This window comes from Variovorax sp. R-27, from assembly GCF_049913215.1.
Taxonomy (GTDB): domain Bacteria; phylum Pseudomonadota; class Gammaproteobacteria; order Burkholderiales; family Burkholderiaceae_C; genus Variovorax.
In genome coordinates this window covers 6,701,902-6,719,515 of record NZ_CP183984.1, presented here as the reverse complement: position 1 = coordinate 6,719,515, position 17,614 = coordinate 6,701,902, and the positions used below count along the sequence as shown (strand labels likewise).

Genomic DNA, 17,614 nt, shown 5'->3' with positions numbered 1-17,614 from the left:
AGGCACACATGCAACCCCTCTCATCCACCTCGACCGTTTTCATCCAGCGCGACACGCGGGCCTGGCAGTTCCAGGCCTGGGCTTCGTTCGCGATAGCCGTCTTCCTGTGCGCCACCGGGCTGAGCTGGCTGCCAGGGGAGGCGCTGGACCGGGCGTTCATGGTGATGGGCTACGTGTTTTGCCTGAGCACCGCCTTCATGCTGGCCAAGTTCGTGCGCGACAGCCAGCAGGCCGCCGAGCGCGGCGCCGATGCGGGCCGTGACGTGCCGATGTGGAAGCTGGTCGTCTGGGGCAGCTTCTTCACCGCGATGGGCCTGACCGGCTGGGGCCTCGTGCGCATGGAGATCAACGAGGCCTACAAGGCCTTCCTGGGCGTGAGCTGGCTGTTCCTCATCAGCTCGGCCTTCACGCTGGCCAAGACGCTGCGCGACCGCCATGAGGCCGACATGGCCGAAGCCCGCATGCAGGGCCGCCGCATGGCCCGCGCCGAAGCCGCTGCTTCCTCTGCCGAATAACCCGTGTCCGATCAACGAAAGCCCATCATGAAAAAGTCGATTGCCGCTGCCCTCGTCGCTGCCTGCACCGCCTTCGCCGGCGTCACGGTTCCCCTGCTTGCCCAGGCGCAGAGCGAAGCCTCGGTTGCTCTCTCTTTGATGCCTGTGGCATCGGTGGTGGTTACCGCCTCGGCCGTTGGAGCTTCTGCCACCACGGCGGTTGCGCTGCCTGCCGCGCTGTCGGTTGCCGGCTCTACGCTCACCGTGGTCGCGGTCGAAGCCTCGGCCGACGGCACGGTGTATGTACTCGAACGCGCCTCGGACGGCGCGCGTGCCAGCATCAAGGTGGCGGGGCGCGCCGCCAACGGCGTATCGAACGCGGTTGGCACCAGCGTCGTCGTCAGCGTGATCGGCACGGGCGTCGTGCTGTCGGCCGCCGGCGAGGTGCTGGCCTTCGTGCCCAACGCCATCGGCCGCGCGCTGCTCTACAACGAGAGGCTGTCATGAAGCGCGGCGCGCTGCCCGTGTTCTGCGGGCTCGCCACCATCGTCGTCTTTGCTGCGATGGCCTTGCTGCCGATGCAGGCGCAGGCCGGCCGCTCGTGCGAGCAGGTCAAGCCGACGCCCGACGTGATCGTCAAGGGCATGCAGATGGCCGAGCGCACCTCGCAGGCGCTCGACGCCAGCGGCGCGCGCGTCGTGATCCTCGCGCGTGCCGGGCAGGACCTGAGCAAGTACGGCCTGCGCTATTCGCACCTGGGCTTCGCCTACAAGACCGATGCCGGCCCGTGGCGCGTGGTGCACAAGCTCAACCAGTGCGGCACCGCGGTGGCCGCCGTCTACCGCCAGGGGCTGGGCGAGTTCTTCCTCGACGACCCGTGGCGCTACGAGGCGGCCTGGGTCGTGCCAACGCCCGACGTGCAGACGCATCTGCTGGCCGCGCTGAACGAATCGCCCGCGCGCATCGTGCGGCTGCACACCGCGCCCTACAGCATCGTGAGCTACGTCTGGGGCCAGAAGTACCAGCAGTCGAACCAGTGGGCAGTGGAGACGCTGGCCGCCGCCATGGAGCCCGCCACCATCAACAGCCGCGCGCAGGCGCAGGCCTGGATGCAGTTCAAGGGCTACGAGCCGACCACGCTGAAGCTCGGGCCGCTCACCCGGCTGGGCGGGCGCGTAGGCTCGGCCAACGTGGCCTTCGACGATCATCCGAACGACAAGCGGTTCTCGGACCGCATCGAGACGGTGACGGTCGATTCGGTGTTCGCGTGGCTGCCGCGTGCGGGGCTGGGTGCGGCGCCGGTGACACTCAGGCTTCAATGAAGAAAGACAAGAAGGAGAAAACAACATGAGCAAATCCCTGCGCCTTTCCGAAAAATGGTTCCGCCGCGGCCTCTGGCTGGTGGCGCTGGTGTTCGCGAGCTTCCTCATCGGGCTCGGCAGCACCGTCGTGAGCGACCTGCCGCAAGTGGAGCGCGTGCGCCAGCTCGACGACTTCATCGACAAGCCCAGGGCCGAGCCGCTGCGCGCCACCATCAAGGCCTCGGAAACCGCGGAGCTGCAGGCCGCGCGCGACCTCGACCAGATCCGCCTGCAACTCAGCGCCGCGCAGCAGGCCAGCGCCAATGCACGCGAAACCTTCGGCAACTGGATCGCCACGCGCCGCGCCACCGCGCAGCCCGACCAGGACACCGAGCTCATCGCGCGCACCAAGACGCTCGACGCCTTCAAGCAGAAGGAAGACGAGCTGCAGCGCAAGGTCAACGCGCAGCAGCAGATCACGCTCGATGCGCGCCAGGCCGAGCAGCGCGCCCGCACGGCGCTTTCCGACCTGGAGCGCGACGCGCAGATCAAGCTCGACGCCGAATACCGCCGCATCGAGCTGCGCGTGTTCGCCTACCGGCTGGCGCTCACGCTGCCGTTGCTGCTGGTGGCCGGCTGGCTGTTCGTGAAGAAGCGCAAGAGCACCTACTGGCCGTTCGTGTGGGGCTTCATCTTCTTCGCGCTGTTCGCCTTCTTCGTCGAGCTGGTGCCCTACCTGCCGAGCTATGGCGGCTATGTGCGCTACGTGGTGGGCATCGTGCTCACGGTGCTGGTGGGGCGCTATGCCATCGTCGCGCTCAACCGCTACCTGGCGCGGCAGAAGCTGGCCGAGCAGCAGCCCGACCAGGTGCGGCGCGAAGAGCTCAGCTACGACACCGCACTTGCGCGCCTGGGCAAGAGCGTGTGCCCCGGCTGCGAGCGGCCGGTGGACCTGAAGAACAACGAGATCGACTTCTGCCCGCACTGCGGCATCGGCCTGTTCGACCACTGCGGCAATTGCGAGACGCGCAAGAGCGCGTTCTCGAAGTTCTGCCATGCCTGCGGCACCTCGGCCGCGCCGCGCGTTCTGCCGCCCATTGCGTCACCTGTCGCGTAGTCTGCGAATTCGGTCACAGGAGGCGGTCCGATCGACACACCGTGTAGCTGGTATGCCGCACGGTCGTGCTACAACCGCCGACTGCGACACAAACGTTGCCGCAGACTTCCAGCCAACCCCTTCGACGGAGCACCAGCATGAGCATTTTCGGCAGCATCCTTTCCAAGATTTTCCCGTCCGCAAACGCCGCGCCCGCACCTGCTGCGCCGGCCCCCGACGCACCCGCAGGCGCCCCCGCCGCAGCGGCGCCGCCGCCCGCCATCACCGTGGTGGACGTCGAGGCCCTGCTCGACGGCATGCCCGGCGCGAGCAGCCTGAACTGGCGCACCTCCATCGTCGACCTGATGAAGCTCCTGGGCCTGGACAGCAGCCTTGACGCACGCAAGCAACTGGCCGCCGAACTGAGCTACGGCTCGGACACCAGCGACAGCGCCAAGATGAACATCTGGCTGCATCGCCAGGTGATGACCAAGCTGGCCGCGAACGGTGGCAAGGTCCCTGCCGAACTGCGCGACTGATCCGCTCGCAGTGCAAACAAAAAAGCCCGGCATGCCGGGCTTTTTGCTTGGGGGAGAAGGCGAAGAAAGGCTTCAGGTCCAGCCTGCGTCCACCACATAGTCCTGCGCCGTGCACATGCGCGAGTCGTCCGCCGCCAGGAACAGTGCCATCGCCGCAATGTCCTCAGCCATCACGCGGCCCGGCAGGCATTGCGCCGCATCGATCTCCGCGCCCGATTCGGGCTTGACCCACAGCTTGATCTGCCGCTCGGTCATCACCCAGCCCGGCACGATCGAATTCACGCGAATGCTCTGCTTGCCCAGGTCGCGCGCCAGCGAGCGCGTGAGGCCGCGCGCCGCCGCCTTGCAGGCCTGGTACACCGGGTAGCCCTTGCCCTTGATCATCCAGCTGATGGAGCCGAAGTTGACGATCGAGCCGCCGCCCAGCGCGCGCATGTCGTCGGCCACAGCCTGCGCCGCGAAGAACTGGTGCTTGAAGTTGACGGCCACGAGGCGGTCGAAGTCATCGCTGGTCACGTCGGCCATCTCGTGGCGGCGGTCGTTGGCCGCGTTGTTCAGCAGCACGGCGATCGGGCCGAAGCGCTGGCGCACTGCGTCGATGGCGGCGGCGAGCGCGACTGTATCGGTCACGTCGCACGGTACGAACAGCGCCGGGTGCTCGCCTTGCAGCTGGGCCGCGAGCGCGTTGCCGGCAGCCGCATCGAGGTCGCAGAAACCGACCTTCGCGCCCTGCGCGTGAAAGGCCCGCACCAGCGATTCGCCGATGCCGCTGGCGCCGCCAGAGATGAACACGGTGCGCCCGGCCAGCGAGGGATAGCGGGCGGTGTAGGGCGAAAGTTGTGATGCGTTGGTCATGTGAATGCAGCAACAGCGGTAAGGAGAGGCGGCAAGCGTACCGGATGCATGTGCCCCTGCCGGGCGCGGGGCCGCCGGCCGGCGTATGGCTTACGGCGAATGGGCAGCGCGGGCCTGTGTGACTACGCTTGCCCGCATGACGAAGACCTTTCCCCGCCGCGCCCTCCTTGCGCTCTCGCTTCTCCCTGCCGCCCTGGCGGTGCGCTCAGTTCGCGCCCAGGCGCCGGCAGCGCCCGTGCAGCTCTTCAAGGTGGTGTCACCGCGTGACGAGGTCGTCGTGGGCGTCGATGCGGCGCAGCTCGGCGCGGGTTCCAACCCCGCCGTCGAGCGGCTGGCCGCGCAGCTCGCGGCGAAGGGTCAGCTCACGCTCTGGCAATACGCCTCGCACAAGGACGCGAGTGGTGCGCTGGTGCAGGCGCCGCTCAAGCAGATCGTCGTCTTCAAGAACGAGCTGCTGCGCATCGAGCCCTATGCGACGCCGCTGCCGATCCAGCCCTTGAAGTAGCGGCCGGCAGCCCCGGGCGTCAGACGCCTCTTGCGCGCTCCGACTTGAAGCGCGCGCGAAATTCCGTGAACGTGCCCGCGTCCAGCGCCTCGCGAATCTCGCTCATCAGGTTCAGGTAGTAGTGCAGGTTGTGGATGGTCGTGAGCATCGGCCCCAGCATCTCGCCGCAGCGGTCCAGGTGATGCAGGTAGGCGCGGCTGAAGCCCTCGCGCCCGCCGTCGTTCCAGCTCACGCCCGAGGTGCCTGCGCAGGCGTGGCAGGTGCAGCTCGGGTCGATCGGCTGCGGGTCGCTCTTGTGGCGCGCGTTGCGCATCTTCAGGTCGCCGAAGCGTGTGAAGAGCGTGCCGTTGCGCGCATTGCGCGTGGGCATCACGCAGTCGAACATGTCGACGCCGTCAGCCACGCCCTGCACCAGGTCTTCGGGCGTGCCTACGCCCATCAGGTAGCGCGGCTTGTTCGCGGGCAGCCGGTGCGGCGTGTGGCCCATGATGTGCAGCATCTCTTCCTTGGGCTCGCCCACGCTCACGCCGCCGATGGCATAGCCAGGAAAGTCCATGTCGACCAGCGCGGCCAGCGACTCTTCGCGCAGGTTCTCGAACATGCCGCCCTGCACGATGCCGAACAGCGCGTTCGGGTTCTCGAGCCGCGCGAACTCGCTCTGGCAGCGCTTGGCCCAGCGCAGGCTCAGCTCCATCGAGATGCGCGCCTCGGCCTCGGTCGTGATGTGGCCCTTGGTGTCGTAGGGTGTGCACTCGTCGAACTGCATCACGATGTCGCTGTTGAGGATGGTCTGGATCTGCATCGAGACCTCGGGCGTGAGGAACAGCTTGTCGCCATTGACGGGCGACGCGAACTTCACGCCCTCTTCGCTGATCTTGCGCATTGCGCCCAGCGACCACACCTGGAAGCCGCCCGAGTCGGTGAGGATGGGCTTGTCCCACTTCTCGAACTGGTGCAGCCCGCCGAAGCTCGCCATCACGTCGAGGCCGGGGCGCATCCACAGGTGGAAGGTGTTGCCCAGGATGATCTGCGCGCCCATCTCTTCCAGGCTGCGCGGCATCACGCCCTTGACGGTGCCATACGTGCCCACGGGCATGAAGATCGGCGTCTGCACCTTGCCGTGGTTGAGCGTGAGCGTGGCGCGGCGCGCGTGGCTGTCGGGGTCGGTCTTGAGGAGTTCGAAGTTCAGCATGTCATTCAGTCCTTGGTCCGTGCGAGCAGCATGGCGTCGCCGTAGCTGAAGAAGCGGTATTGATGGGCGATGGCGTGGGCATACAGCGCCATCACGCGCTCGTAGCCCGCGAAGGCCGAGACCAGCATCATCAGCGTGCTCTTGGGCAAATGGAAGTTCGTCACCAGCAGGTCGACGTGCTCGAAGGCGAAGCCCGGCGTGATGAAGATGCGTGTGTCGCCCGTGGCCTCGCCGCTCTTGGCCCACGACTCGAGCGTGCGCACGGTGGTCGTGCCGACCGCGACGATGCGTCCGCCCCGCGCCTTGCACTCGGCAATGGCGCGCTGCGTGGCCTCGGGAACCTCGTAGCGCTCGGCGTGCATCGTGTGTTCGGCGATGTTCTCGGTCTTCACCGGCTGGAAGGTGCCGGCGCCCACGTGCAGCGTGACGTTGGCGCGCTGCACGCCGCGCGCTTCGAGCTCGGCCAGCAGTCCTTGGTCGAAATGCAGCGCGGCCGTGGGTGCCGCCACCGCGCCGGGCACGCGCGCGAACACGGTCTGGTAGCGGCTTTCGTCGTCGGCCGAATCTGTATGCGTGATGTAGGGCGGCAGCGGCACGTGGCCGCAGCGGGCCATCAGTGCGTACGGGTCTTCGCCCGCGTCGCTCTCGAAGCCGAAGCGGAATAGCGCGCCCTGCTCATCGGGCCAGCGGCCGAGCAGCGTCGCGCGAAAGCCGCCGACCATCTCCAGCGTGGTGCCCACGGTCGGCTTCTTGCTGACCTTCATGTGCGCCACGACCTCGTGGCCCTGCAGCACGCGCTCGACCAGGAGTTCGAGCTTGCCGCCGGTGGGCTTCTCGCCGAACAGGCGCGCCTTGACCACGCGCGTGTCGTTGAAGACCAGCAGGTCGCCCGCGCGCAGCAGCGAGGGCAGGTGCTTGAAGATGCGGTCGACCGGCGCAGGCTCTGTGCCGTCGAGCAGACGGGAGGATGTGCGTTCGGTGGCCGGGTGTTGCGCCACCAGATCGGGTGGCAATGCGAAATCGAAATCGGAGAGCGTGAAGGCGCGCATGGTGCTCGAGGGCCGGACGGGCCCGTGCCAAGGAGGCATGGGGAAAAGAAAAAACAGGGCGGGAGCCGGGCAGAATTGTCCCATGCCCGCCGCGTCCAAGCCCGAACCGCCCGAAAAGACCGCAGCCGCGCCTGCGGCACCGGCGGCACCAGGTTCGGGCCTGAGCCTCGTGCAGCGCGCGCTGCGCAAGCTCGGCCTCGTGCGCGACATCGACTTTGCGCTCTACCTGCCGATGCGCTACGAGGACGAGACGCGCATCGTGCGGCTCGCCGACACGCGTGACGGCGACATGGCGCAGGTCGAGGGCGTCGTCACCGAATGCGAGGTGGTGTACCGCCCGCGCCGCCAGTTGCTGGCCACCATCGACGACGGCAGCGACACCTGCCAGCTGCGCTTTTTCAACTTCTATCCCTCGCAGCAGAAGCAGCTGGCGATCGGCGCGCGGGTGCGCGTGCGGGGCGAGATGCGTGGCGGTTTCGTGGGGCGGCAGATGATGCATCCGACCGTGAAGGCGGCCGGCACCGCGCTGCCGAATGCGCTCACGCCGGTGTATTCGACCGTGGCCGGGCTCGCGCAGCCTGTGTTGCGGCGCGAGGTGCGTTCGGGTCTTGCCCGCGCGGTGCTCGACGAGACGATTCCCGTGCAGATCGGCCCGCGCGGTGCGTGGGACCTGCGCGCCTCGCTGAGCTTCCTGCACTACCCGACGCCCGACGTGGCGATGGCCACGCTCGAAGACCACAGTCATCCGGCCTGGCAGCGCATCAAGGCCGAGGAACTGCTCGCGCAGCAGCTGTCGCAATTGCAGGCCCGGCTGGAGCGCGCGGCGCAGCGTGCGCCGGTGCTGCCCGCGCCTGCCGAGCCGGTCGCTACCTCGCTGCACGCGCAGCTGCTCGCGGTGCTGCCCTTCGGCCTTACCGGCGCACAGCAACGCGTGGGCGAAGAGATCACGCGCGACCTGGGCCGCGAGATACCGATGCACCGGCTGCTGCAGGGCGACGTGGGCTCGGGCAAGACCGTGGTGGCGGCGCTCGCGGCGGCGCGCTGCATCGACGCGGGTTTCCAGTGTGCGCTGATGGCCCCCACCGAAATCCTCGCGGCGCAGCATTTCGGCAAGCTCGTCGGCTGGCTCGATCCGTTGCTGGCCGAGCGCGGCCTGCGCGTGGCGTGGCTCACGGGCAGCCAGAAGAAGAAGGAGCGCGATGGGATGTCCGCCGCCGTCGAAAGCGGCGAGGCGGCGCTGGTCATCGGCACCCACGCGGTCATCTCGGAGAAGGTGCGCTTCAAGAATCTCGCGCTGGCCATCATCGACGAGCAGCATCGCTTCGGCGTGGCGCAGCGCCTGGCCTTGCGCGGCAAGGCCGGCGGGCACCTGGAGCCGCATCTGCTGATGATGAGCGCCACGCCCATCCCCCGCACGCTCGCGATGAGCTACTACGCCGACCTCGACGTGTCGACGCTGGACGAGCTTCCGCCTGGCCGCACGCCCATCGTCACCAAGCTGGTGGCCGACCACCGGCGCGATGAAGTCATCGACCGCATCCATGCGCAGATCGCGCAGGGCCGGCAGGTGTACTGGGTGTGTCCGCTGATCGAGGAGAGCGAAGCGGTTGATCTGCGCAACGCGACCGAAACGCGCGACGAACTGGCCGAGACGCTGGGCGAGCCCATCCAGGTCGGCCTGCTGCACTCGCGCATGCCCACGGCCGAGAAGCAGGCGGTGATGGCCGCATTTACCGCCAACGAAATCCAGGTGCTGGTGAGCACGACCGTGATTGAAGTGGGCGTCGACGTGCCGAATGCCTCGCTGATGGTGATCGAGCATGCCGAGCGCTTCGGCCTCTCGCAGCTGCACCAGCTGCGCGGCCGCGTGGGGCGCGGCGCGGCGGCCTCGGCCTGCGTGCTGCTCTATGCGCCGGGCGACAGCGGCCGCGTCGGCGAGGCGGCGCGTGCGCGGCTCAAGGCGATGGCCGAGACCAGCGACGGCTTCGAGATCGCCCGGCGCGACCTGGAGATTCGAGGGCCCGGCGAATTCCTTGGCGCGCGGCAGTCGGGCGCACCGCTGCTGCGTTTTGCCGACCTCACGACCGACACGCTGCTGCTCGACTGGGCCCGTGAACTCGCGCCGGTCATGCTCCGCAAGCATCCCGACCTGGCCCAGCGCCACATCGACCGCTGGCTCGGCACCAAGGCCGAGTACCTGAAGGCCTGAGGAAGATCAGGCTGCAGGACGGCGCGTGAAGGCCAGGATGAGGCCGAAGCCGACCATCATGCTGCCGCTCACCCGGTTGAACCAGCGCATCGCACGGCTGCCATCGGCCAGCCGGCGCATGCGCGCGCCGAGCATCGCGTAGAGCGCGATCGCGATCAGCTCGAACACCAGGAAGGTCACGCCCAGCAGCATGTAGCTGGAGGCGTAGGCACCGGGCACCACGAACTGCGGAAAGAAGGCGGTGAACACCAGGATGGCCTTCGGGTTGCCCGCCGCCACGGTGAACTCCTGCCGCGCCAGCGCGCGCATGGAGGGCGGCGCGGATGCGTCGCGCGCCTGCACCTCGGCCGTGGGCGCTGGGGCGCGCAGCAGGCGGATGCCGATCCACACGAGATACGCCGCGCCGATGTACTTGATGACATCGAAGGCCAGCTCCGACGCCACCAGCACCGCGCCCATGCCCAGCCCCGCGATGGCGATCATGATCGCGAAGGCCACCAGCCGGCCGCTGGCCGCGATCACCGCCGGCGACACGCCGTGCTTTGCGCCGTTGGTCACCGACAGCAGGTTGTTGGGGCCGAAGGCCATGTTGATGGCGAAGCAGGCCGGCAGGAAGAGCAGGTAGGCAGACAGGGTCATGGCGGGTCCGTCGGCGGGGCGTTGCAGGGGCTGCCATTATTTCAGCTCATCCCGAGAAAGCCGCGGCGAATGCCATGACAACGAATTCCCCTCTGAAGATACGCAAGGCCGTACAGGTTGATCTCCCCGCCATCACTGCCATGCTGGCCGACGACGTGCTCGGCGCAGCGCGCGAGCGCCTGGGGTTCGAGGCCACGCACGAAGGCATGAAGCTCGAACTGGCGGCTGCCTAGTTGTCGATGCCGCTTTCCGGCATCTGCCGCGCGTAGACCGCGAGCACGATGCGCTCGGAGTGAATGAGGTAGTCGTTGAGCGCCACCGCTCCCTCGGCGAACTTGCCGGCCTCGATGAGTTCGAGCAGCTTCGTGTTCATGTCCACGTAGGGCGCGTGCAGGAACTCCGGGTCCTTGAGCAGGCCGAAGGCCAGCCGAAGCTCGACCAGGATGTGCGCGAACAGCACGTTCAGCCGCTCGCTGTCGGCCAGCTCCACGATGCCCTTGTGGAACTCCATGTTGGCTGTACCCACGCCCAGCCAGTCGCCTGCGTCGCGGCATTTCAGCGCCATTTCCACCGCCTCGCGCATGTGCTTCTTGGCCGGGTGGCGCGGGTAGGCCTGCGCCAGCGCCTGGCATTCGATGAGGCGGCGCACCCGGTAGATGTCGATGATCGACGCGATGCTCGGCACCGCCACGAACACGCCGCGGTTCGGCGCGTGCTTGAGCAGCCCTTCCTTGGTCAGCGTGCGGAACACCTCGCGCAGGGTGTTGCGCGAAATCTCGAAGCTGTCGGCCAGCGCGGCCTCCGACAGCCGCTGCCCCGGCGAGAACTCGCCCTTCACGATCTTCTGGCGGATGAGCTCCGCAACCCTGTCGTTGAGCGTCTGCGCGCCGGCGGCTGGCGAGGCAGGTGAAGTCGGGGAGGCCAATGGAGTCATGCCGGAAGGGGGTGGAAGGAGCGGGGAGTCCGGGCGTTTGTAGCAGGTTTTCCCCGCCGGACGGCACCCGCGCGGCCGCCGCCCGATGCACCAAGTGTTGACACGCTCAGGGTTTTCATGGGGTCAGTCAAGCACTGTTGTTGGGCACACTCGCACAAATTGTTCAACAATTTATGAGAAATGAGTGATTCATATGATTTAAATTGCTCATTCATTGGCACGCAGTTTGCAAGAAGCGGCTTGCCGGCGCCCCCGCGCAAGGTGTCTCCGAATCCAGAACCGAAAGACCAACATGACTCCTGACATCCCTCATCTGTGGCCGCTGATCGGCGTCGCCGTGATCATTGCGGGCTTCATCCTGCGCTTCAATCCGATGCTGGTGGTGATCGTCACGGCCATCGCCACGGCGATCGCCGCGGGCTTCGGCCCGATGGCGATCCTCACGGCCATCGGCACCGGGTTCATCAAGACCCGCAACCTGCCGCTGATCATTCTTCTGCCGCTGGCGGTGATCGGGCTGCTCGAACGGCACGGCCTGCGCCAGCACGCGCAGAACTGGATCAGCCGCATCAAGTCGGCCACCGCCGGGCGCCTGCTGATCGTCTACCTCGCGGCGCGCGAACTCACGGCGGCAGTTGGCCTGACCAGCCTGGGCGGCCACCCGCAGATGGTTCGCCCGCTGCTCGCGCCCATGGCCGAAGGCGCCACCGAAACCCGTTACGGCAAGCTGCCCGACCGCATCCGCCACAAGCTGCGCGCCTATGCGGCGGCCACCGACAACGTGGGCCTGTTCTTCGGCGAAGACATCTTCGTGGCCTTCGGCGCCATCGTGCTGATGAGCACCTTCCTGCACGAGGCCGGCATCGACGTCGAGCCGCTGCACATCGCGCTGTGGGGCATCCCGACCGCGATTGCCGCCTTCATCATCCACGCCTGGCGCCTGCGCCGGCTCGATCAGTCGCTGGCACGTGAACTGGGCGGCGCACCGGCGTCCGATGCGCCCGCCGTTCCGGCCACGCAGGAAGGCCGTTGATCATGATTCTCTCGATCCAGCACCTGTACATCCTGGTCGGCCTGATCCTCGCGATCACGGCAGTCATGACGCTGGCCGACCGCCAGCACCCCAAGCGCTACACCAGCGCGCTGTTCTGGGGGCTCTATTCGCTGGTCTTCCTGGTCGGCGACAAGCTGCCGCCCGCATGGGTCGGCGTGGGCGCCATCGGCATGGCCGTCATTGCCGGCCTGCGCGGCGTTGGCGCGGGCAAGCACAAGGAGCCCACGCCGGCCGAGTACGAAACCAGCGCCAGGCGCCTGGGTAACAAGCTCTTCATGCCGGCGCTGGCGATTCCGCTGGTCACCGTCATCGGCACCGTGCTGATGAGCAAGGTGAAGATCGGCGACGCCTTCCTGCTCGACCCCAAGAACACCACGCTGGTGAGCCTGGGCGTGGGCTGCGTGGTGGCGCTGGCGCTGGCCTGCTGGCTGACGCGCGAGACGCCGGTGCAGGGCATGCGCGAGTCGCGCCGCCTGACCGACGCGCTGGGCTGGGCCGTGGTGCTGCCGCAGATGCTGGGCATGCTGGGCCTGGTGTTCTCCGACGCGGGCGTGGGCAAGGCCGTGGCGTACATCACCACGAGCTACATCAACATGGACATCCGCTTCGTCGCCGTTACGGTGTACGTGCTGGGCATGGCGCTCTTCACCATCATCATGGGCAACGGCTTCGCGGCCTTCCCGGTGATGACGGGCGGCGTCGGCGTGCCGGTGCTGGTGGGCGTGTACCACGGCGACCCGGCGGTGATGGCGGCCATCGGCATGTTCTCGGGCTACTGCGGGACGCTGATGACGCCGATGGCGGCCAACTTCAACATCGTGCCGGCGGCGCTGCTGGAGCTGCCCGACAAGAACGCGGTGATCAAGGTGCAGATACCGACCGCGGCCGCGCTGCTGGTGGTCAACATCTTCCTGATGTACTTCCTGATGTTCCGCTGAGGCGCCGAGCATGACGAAGACCACCGATGGCGCGGCGCCCCGCGTGCTGCTCGCGGGCTTCGAGCCTTTCGAGAACGATCCCGTCAACCCCGCGTGGGAAATCGCGCGCTCGCTCGACGGCTGGGCCTGCGAAGGCACCGTGGTGCAGGCGGTGCAGCTGCCCTGCGTGTTCGGCCGCGCCATCGACACGCTCGACGAGGCGCTGGTGGGGCCGCCCCCACGGCTGGTGCTGTGCATCGGCGCGGCAGGCGGGCGCACCGAGATCTCGCTGGAGCGCGCCGCGCTGAACGTCGACGACGCGCGCATCCCCGACAACGCGGGCTACCAGCCCATCGACACCGAGGTGGTCGCGGGTGGGCCGGCGGCCTACTTCTCGACGCTGCCGATCAAGGCCATGGTGCGCGACATGCGCGCAGCAGGGCTGCCATCGGCGGTTTCCAATACTGCCGGCACCTTCGTGTGCAACCACATCTTCTATGCGCTGATGCACCGCATCGCGACGAGCCCGGCGCTCGCACACACGCGCGGCGGATTCATCCACGTGCCCTACCTGCCCGAGCAGGCGGCCTCCAAGCCGGGCGTGGCCAGCATGGCGCTGGCCACGCAGGTCGAAGCCTTCCGCGTGGCGATACGCACCGCGCTCACCGTGCGCGACGACGTGCGCGAGACCGCCGGCCGCCTGCATTGATGACCCTGGGACCAACGATGAACATCGACTTGAACAGCGACCTCGGCGAGAGCCTTGGCGTTTGGCGCATGGGCGACGACGCCGCCATGCTTTCCCTCGTGAGCAGCGCCAATGTGGCCTGCGGCTTCCATGCGGGCGACCCGGCGGGCATTCTGCGCACGCTGCGCCAGGCGAAGGAGCGGGGCGTTGCCGTCGGCGCTCACGTGGCCTACCGCGACCTGGTGGGCTTCGGGCGCCGCAACATGGACGTCGACAGCGCCGACCTGCGCGCCGACATCATCTACCAGATCGGCGCACTCAAAGGCCTTGCCGCCGCCGCCGGCACCACCGTGCGCTACGTGAAGCCGCATGGCGCGCTCTACAACACCATCGCCCACGACGAGCGCCAGGCGCGCGACGTGATCGCTGCCATCCGCGAGATCGACCCCGGCCTGTGCCTGGTGGCGCTGGCGGGTTCGCCGCTGCTGGGCTGGGCGCGCGGCGAAGGCCTGCGCGCCGTGGCCGAAGCCTTTGCCGACCGCGCCTACACGCCGCAGGGCACGCTGGTGTCGCGCCGCGAACCCGGCGCGGTGCTGCACGACGCCGACGAAGTGGCCGCGCGCATGCTGCGGCTGGCCACCGACGGCGTGGTCACGGCCGTCGACGGCAGCACGGTGCGCATCGAAGCCGAATCGGTCTGCGTGCACGGCGACAGCCCGGGCGCGGTCGAGATGGCGCGGCAGGTGCGCGCGCGGCTCGAACAGGCAGGCGTGACGATCCGCTCCTTCGTGGATTCAGCCGCATGACGATGCGCTTCCTGCCGGTCAATTTGAACGCCGTGCTGGTCGAGCTCGACGACCTGCCGCAAACCCTCGCGCTGCTGGCCTCGCTGCGCGCCGAACCCATCGCGGGCGTCGAAGAACTGGTGCCTGCGGCGCGCACGTTGCTGATCACTTTCCGCCCGGCCGCCATCACGGCCGATGAACTGGTGCGGCAGGTCGGCGGGCGCAGCCTCGACGCTCGCGAGACGCGCATCGACAAGCGCATCGAGATTCCCGTGCGCTACGACGGCGAAGACCTGGCCGAGGTGGCCGGTCTGCTGGGCATCGCGCCCGAGGAGGTGGTTCGCCGCCACACCGGCAGCGACTACACCGTCGCCTTCACCGGCTTCGCGCCGGGCTTTGCTTATCTCTCGGGCGGGCACCCGAGCCTGAACGTGCCGCGCCGCACGGTGCCGCGCACGCGCATTCCGGCGGGCGCGGTCGGCCTTGCGGGCAGCTTCAGCGGCGTCTACCCGCAGGCCAGCCCTGGCGGCTGGCAGATCATCGGCATCACCGATGCGCCGATGTGGGACCTGGCGCGCGAGACGCCGGCGCTGCTGCAGCCGGGCGACGCGGTGCGCTTCGTGGATGTCACCGGATTGCCGCAGGCTGTGCCTGTGACCGTGGCATCCGCGCCTTCGCAACCCGCTGCCGTGGAAGGCGGCTGCGCCTTCGAGATTCGCGCTGCGGGCCTGCAGGCACTGCTGCAGGACGGCGGCCGGCATGGCCAGGCCGGGCAGGGCGTGTCGGCCTCCGGCGCGATGGACCAGCGTTCGCTGCAGGCGGCCAACCGGCTGGTCGGCAACGCATCGGACACGGCCTGCGTGGAGATTGCCTATGGCGGCTTCCAGCTCGCTTGCCGTGGCGACGCGGTGGTCGCCATCACCGGCGCTGACGGCTCCGTCACGCTGACCCGTGCCGATGGCGCGAAGTGGCCGCTGCCGCGCTACCAGCCCATCGCGCTGGCCGATGGCGACGTGCTTGCGCTCGGCGAGCCGCAGGCCGGCATCCGCAGCTACATCGCCGTGCGCGGAGGCTTCGACATCTCGCCCGTGCTGGGCAGTCTCTCGACCGACACGCTGGCCCGCGTCGGCCCGCCAGCCATCGCCACGGGCGACGTGCTGCCCGTGCGCGCGGTGGCAACCGGCGCCGTGGTCGGTGCGCCCGAAACGCCACCGGCGGACCTGCCCACCGTGCCGGAAGAAGTCGTGCTCGACATCGTGTTCGGCCCGCGTACCGACTGGTTCACGCCCGATGCGGTCGAGCTGCTGTGCAGCCAGCCGTGGGCGGTCACGCCGCAATCGAACCGCGTCGGCATCCGGCTCGCGGGCGAGGTGCCGCTGGCACGCGCCAATCACGCAGAGCTGCCCAGCGAGGGCACGGCGCGCGGCTCGATCCAGGTGCCGCCCAGCGGCCAGCCCGTGCTGTTCCTGGCCGACCATCCGCTGACCGGCGGCTATCCCGTGATCGCCTCCGTCGCCACCCACCACCTCGACCGCGCGGGGCAGATTCCCGTGAATGCGCGCGTCCGCTTCAAGCCGATGGCCGACGCCGGCTTCGTCGAAACCTTTGCACCGTGAGAGCCTCCCGATGAAAAAACTCCTGATCGCCAACCGCGGCGAAATTGCCGTGCGCATCGCACGCGCCTGTGCCGACCACGGCGTGCAATCGGTCGCGGTGTATGCCGACGCCGACCTGAATGCGCTGCACGTTCGCATGGCCGACGAGGCCTACGGGCTCGATGGCAACAAGCCCGCCGACACCTACCTGAACATCGGCAAGCTGCTGGCGGTGGCCGCGCGCAGCGGCGCCGACGCGGTGCACCCGGGCTACGGCTTTCTCTCGGAGAGTGCGGCGTTCGCGCAGGCCGTCATCGACGCCGGCCTCACGTGGGTCGGCCCGTCGCCGGCCGCGATCGCGATGCTGGGCGACAAGGTGCAGGCCCGCAAGCTCGCGATGAAGGTCGGCGCGCCGCTGGTCGCGGGCACGGCCGATCCGGTGAAGAACGCTGGCGAGGTGCTTGCCTTCGCCGAGAAGCACGGATTGCCGGTTGCGATCAAGGCCGCGTTCGGCGGCGGTGGCCGCGGCATCAAGGTGGCGTGGCGGCTCGACGAGGTTGAAGGCCTCTACGAATCGGCGGTGCGCGAGGCCGTCACGGCCTTCGGTCGCGGCGAGTGCTATGTCGAGCAGTTCCTCGACCGCCCGCGCCACGTCGAGGCGCAGGTGCTGGCCGACACGCACGGCAACGTTGTGGTGCTCGGCACGCGCGACTGCTCGCTGCAGCGGCGCAACCAGAAGCTGGTCGAAGAGGCGCCCGCGCCCTTCCTGAGTGACGAGCAGCGCGAACGCATGCACCAGTCGGCACGCGACATCTGCGCGGAAGCCGGCTACACGGGCGCCGGCACGGTCGAGTTCATGCTGAGCGCGAGCGGTGCGATCTCTTTTCTCGAAGTGAACACGCGGCTGCAGGTGGAGCATCCGGTGACGGAGGAAACCACGGGCATCGACCTCGTGATCGAGCAGCTGCGCATTGCCGAAGGCCTGCCGCTGTCGATCAAGCAGACGCCGGTGCCGCGCGGCCATGCGTTCGAGTTCCGCATCAACGCCGAGGACGTGGGGCGCGGCTTCATGCCTTCGCCCGGGCCGGTCAAGGTGTTCGATGCGCCTTCGGGCCCCGGCGTGCGTGTCGATGCCGGTGTGGATGCCGGCTCGCAGGTGCCGGGCACCTTCGATTCGCTGATGGCCAAGCTCATCGTCACCGGCGCCACGCGCGAGCAGGCCATTGCGCGGGCGCGTCGTGCGCTGAAGGAGTTCCGCATCGAGGGCCTGCCCACGGTGCTGCCGTTTCATCGTGCCGTGATGGCGCACCCCGACTTCGTGTCCGGCGATGCCTTCAAGGTGCACACGCGCTGGATCGAGACCGACTTTGCGAACGGCGAGGCCGCAGCTATGCGGCCGGACCCGTTGCCCGATGCGGCCCTGCTGCGCACGTCGATCGAGGTGGATGGGCGGCGGATGTCGCTGGGCCTGCCTGCCGTGCTGCTGAGCGGGCTGTCGGCGGCCGCTGGCGGCGCGGGCGCTGCACCGGTTGAAGCGGCAGCAGTGGTGGACGCCGCTGCCGTGGCCGCACCGGTCTCCGGCACGGTGCAGGGCTGGAAGGTCGCTGACGGCGACGAGGTCGCAGCGGGCAGTGTCATTGCCGTGATGGAGGCGATGAAGATGGAAATGCAGGTGCTCGCGCATCGCGCCGGACGCATCGCGTTCTCGGTCGCCGCTGGCGGCTATGTGGCGGCCGGCGCCGCCATTGCGACCATCGGCTGA

At 68.5% G+C, this 17,614-nt stretch carries 19 protein-coding genes; 14 read left to right on the top strand and 5 right to left on the bottom strand.

The window, feature by feature from the left end; translation table 11 throughout:
• Window positions 1-8 precede the first annotated feature (8 nt).
• The 5 genes from ACN9MV_RS31615 (at window position 9) to ACN9MV_RS31595 (ending at window position 3,430) form a co-directional block, all read left to right on the top strand.
• Entirely contained in the window at window positions 9-515 is a 507-nt protein-coding gene (locus tag ACN9MV_RS31615) for a YiaA/YiaB family inner membrane protein (RefSeq protein ID WP_093076174.1), read from the top strand.
• A 27-nt stretch (window positions 516-542) separates the two neighbouring features.
• Window positions 543-1,001, top strand: a complete 459-nt coding sequence (locus ACN9MV_RS31610; RefSeq protein ID WP_426390831.1) for a hypothetical protein — start codon at window positions 543-545, stop codon at window positions 999-1,001.
• A complete protein-coding gene (locus ACN9MV_RS31605) occupies window positions 998-1,816 on the top strand; it encodes a DUF2145 domain-containing protein (RefSeq protein ID WP_426390830.1) in 819 nt (272 codons plus the stop codon). Before ACN9MV_RS31610 ends, ACN9MV_RS31605 begins: the two co-directional genes overlap by 4 nt.
• 25 nt (window positions 1,817-1,841) lie before the next feature.
• Window positions 1,842-2,912 carry a serine endopeptidase gene (locus tag ACN9MV_RS31600; RefSeq protein ID WP_426390829.1) on the top strand — a complete coding sequence of 357 codons (1,071 nt, stop codon included), beginning with the start codon at window positions 1,842-1,844 and terminating at the stop codon, window positions 2,910-2,912.
• A gap of 137 nt (window positions 2,913-3,049) precedes the next feature.
• Window positions 3,050-3,430 carry a DUF3597 domain-containing protein gene (locus ACN9MV_RS31595; protein WP_093055446.1) on the top strand — a complete coding sequence of 127 codons (381 nt, stop codon included), beginning with the start codon at window positions 3,050-3,052 and terminating at the stop codon, window positions 3,428-3,430.
• A gap of 72 nt (window positions 3,431-3,502) precedes the next feature.
• Here the strand turns inward: ACN9MV_RS31595 and ACN9MV_RS31590 are convergent, their stop codons facing one another.
• Window positions 3,503-4,285, bottom strand: a complete 783-nt coding sequence (locus ACN9MV_RS31590; RefSeq protein ID WP_093055448.1) for an SDR family NAD(P)-dependent oxidoreductase — start codon at window positions 4,283-4,285, stop codon at window positions 3,503-3,505.
• Window positions 4,286-4,421: 136 nt separating this feature from the next.
• Here ACN9MV_RS31590 and ACN9MV_RS31585 point away from each other — a divergent pair, with 136 nt between their 5' ends.
• Window positions 4,422-4,790: a hypothetical protein gene (locus tag ACN9MV_RS31585; RefSeq protein WP_256329066.1), complete on the top strand. Its 369-nt coding sequence runs from the start codon at window positions 4,422-4,424 to the stop codon at window positions 4,788-4,790.
• 19 nt (window positions 4,791-4,809) lie between these two features.
• Here ACN9MV_RS31585 and tgt read toward each other — a convergent pair whose 3' ends face one another.
• Both tgt and queA read right to left on the bottom strand, forming a co-directional pair.
• Window positions 4,810-5,982, bottom strand: coding sequence for a tRNA guanosine(34) transglycosylase Tgt (gene tgt, locus ACN9MV_RS31580; protein WP_093174262.1), 1,173 nt, complete (start codon window positions 5,980-5,982; stop codon window positions 4,810-4,812).
• A gap of 5 nt (window positions 5,983-5,987) precedes the next feature.
• Window positions 5,988-7,031, bottom strand: coding sequence for a tRNA preQ1(34) S-adenosylmethionine ribosyltransferase-isomerase QueA (queA, locus tag ACN9MV_RS31575; RefSeq protein WP_426390828.1), 1,044 nt, complete (start codon window positions 7,029-7,031; stop codon window positions 5,988-5,990).
• A gap of 82 nt (window positions 7,032-7,113) precedes the next feature.
• Here queA and recG point away from each other — a divergent pair, with 82 nt between their 5' ends.
• Window positions 7,114-9,240, top strand: coding sequence for an ATP-dependent DNA helicase RecG (recG, locus tag ACN9MV_RS31570; RefSeq protein WP_426390827.1), 2,127 nt, complete (start codon window positions 7,114-7,116; stop codon window positions 9,238-9,240).
• A gap of 6 nt (window positions 9,241-9,246) precedes the next feature.
• Here recG and ACN9MV_RS31565 read toward each other — a convergent pair whose 3' ends face one another.
• Window positions 9,247-9,879, bottom strand: a complete 633-nt coding sequence (locus ACN9MV_RS31565) for a LysE family translocator (RefSeq protein ID WP_426390826.1) — start codon at window positions 9,877-9,879, stop codon at window positions 9,247-9,249.
• 74 nt (window positions 9,880-9,953) lie between these two features.
• On the opposite strand from ACN9MV_RS31565, the gene ACN9MV_RS31560 reads away from it, so the two are divergent.
• Window positions 9,954-10,112, top strand: a complete 159-nt coding sequence (locus ACN9MV_RS31560; RefSeq protein WP_218137500.1) for a hypothetical protein — start codon at window positions 9,954-9,956, stop codon at window positions 10,110-10,112.
• Here the strand turns inward: ACN9MV_RS31560 and ACN9MV_RS31555 are convergent.
• The gene (locus ACN9MV_RS31555) at window positions 10,109-10,813 is read right to left on the bottom strand and encodes a GntR family transcriptional regulator (protein WP_354336702.1); all 705 of its coding nucleotides are present in this window, start codon (window positions 10,811-10,813) and stop codon (window positions 10,109-10,111) included. The two genes, ACN9MV_RS31560 and ACN9MV_RS31555, sit on opposite strands and share 4 nt — an antisense overlap.
• A gap of 292 nt (window positions 10,814-11,105) precedes the next feature.
• On the opposite strand from ACN9MV_RS31555, the gene ACN9MV_RS31550 reads away from it, so the two are divergent.
• From ACN9MV_RS31550 to ACN9MV_RS31525, 6 genes are read left to right on the top strand one after another with little or no spacing between them, the layout of a single operon-like run.
• On the top strand, window positions 11,106-11,846 hold the full coding sequence (locus ACN9MV_RS31550; protein ID WP_093055460.1) for a DUF969 domain-containing protein: 741 nt from the start codon (window positions 11,106-11,108) through the stop codon (window positions 11,844-11,846).
• Between the two features lie 2 nt (window positions 11,847-11,848).
• Window positions 11,849-12,805 (top strand): DUF979 domain-containing protein, encoded by a 957-nt coding sequence (locus ACN9MV_RS31545; RefSeq protein WP_426390825.1) that lies wholly within the window; start codon window positions 11,849-11,851, stop codon window positions 12,803-12,805.
• A 10-nt stretch (window positions 12,806-12,815) separates the two neighbouring features.
• Window positions 12,816-13,493, top strand: coding sequence for a pyroglutamyl-peptidase I (gene pcp / locus ACN9MV_RS31540; protein ID WP_307614645.1), 678 nt, complete (start codon window positions 12,816-12,818; stop codon window positions 13,491-13,493).
• Window positions 13,494-13,510: 17 nt separating this feature from the next.
• Complete coding sequence (locus tag ACN9MV_RS31535) at window positions 13,511-14,278, top strand: LamB/YcsF family protein (RefSeq protein WP_426390824.1); 768 nt, start codon at window positions 13,511-13,513, stop codon at window positions 14,276-14,278.
• 2 nt (window positions 14,279-14,280) lie between these two features.
• The gene (locus tag ACN9MV_RS31530) at window positions 14,281-15,873 is read left to right on the top strand and encodes a 5-oxoprolinase/urea amidolyase family protein (RefSeq protein ID WP_426393219.1); all 1,593 of its coding nucleotides are present in this window, start codon (window positions 14,281-14,283) and stop codon (window positions 15,871-15,873) included.
• Between the two features lie 10 nt (window positions 15,874-15,883).
• Window positions 15,884-17,614 carry an acetyl/propionyl/methylcrotonyl-CoA carboxylase subunit alpha gene (locus tag ACN9MV_RS31525; RefSeq protein WP_426390823.1) on the top strand — a complete coding sequence of 577 codons (1,731 nt, stop codon included), beginning with the start codon at window positions 15,884-15,886 and terminating at the stop codon, window positions 17,612-17,614.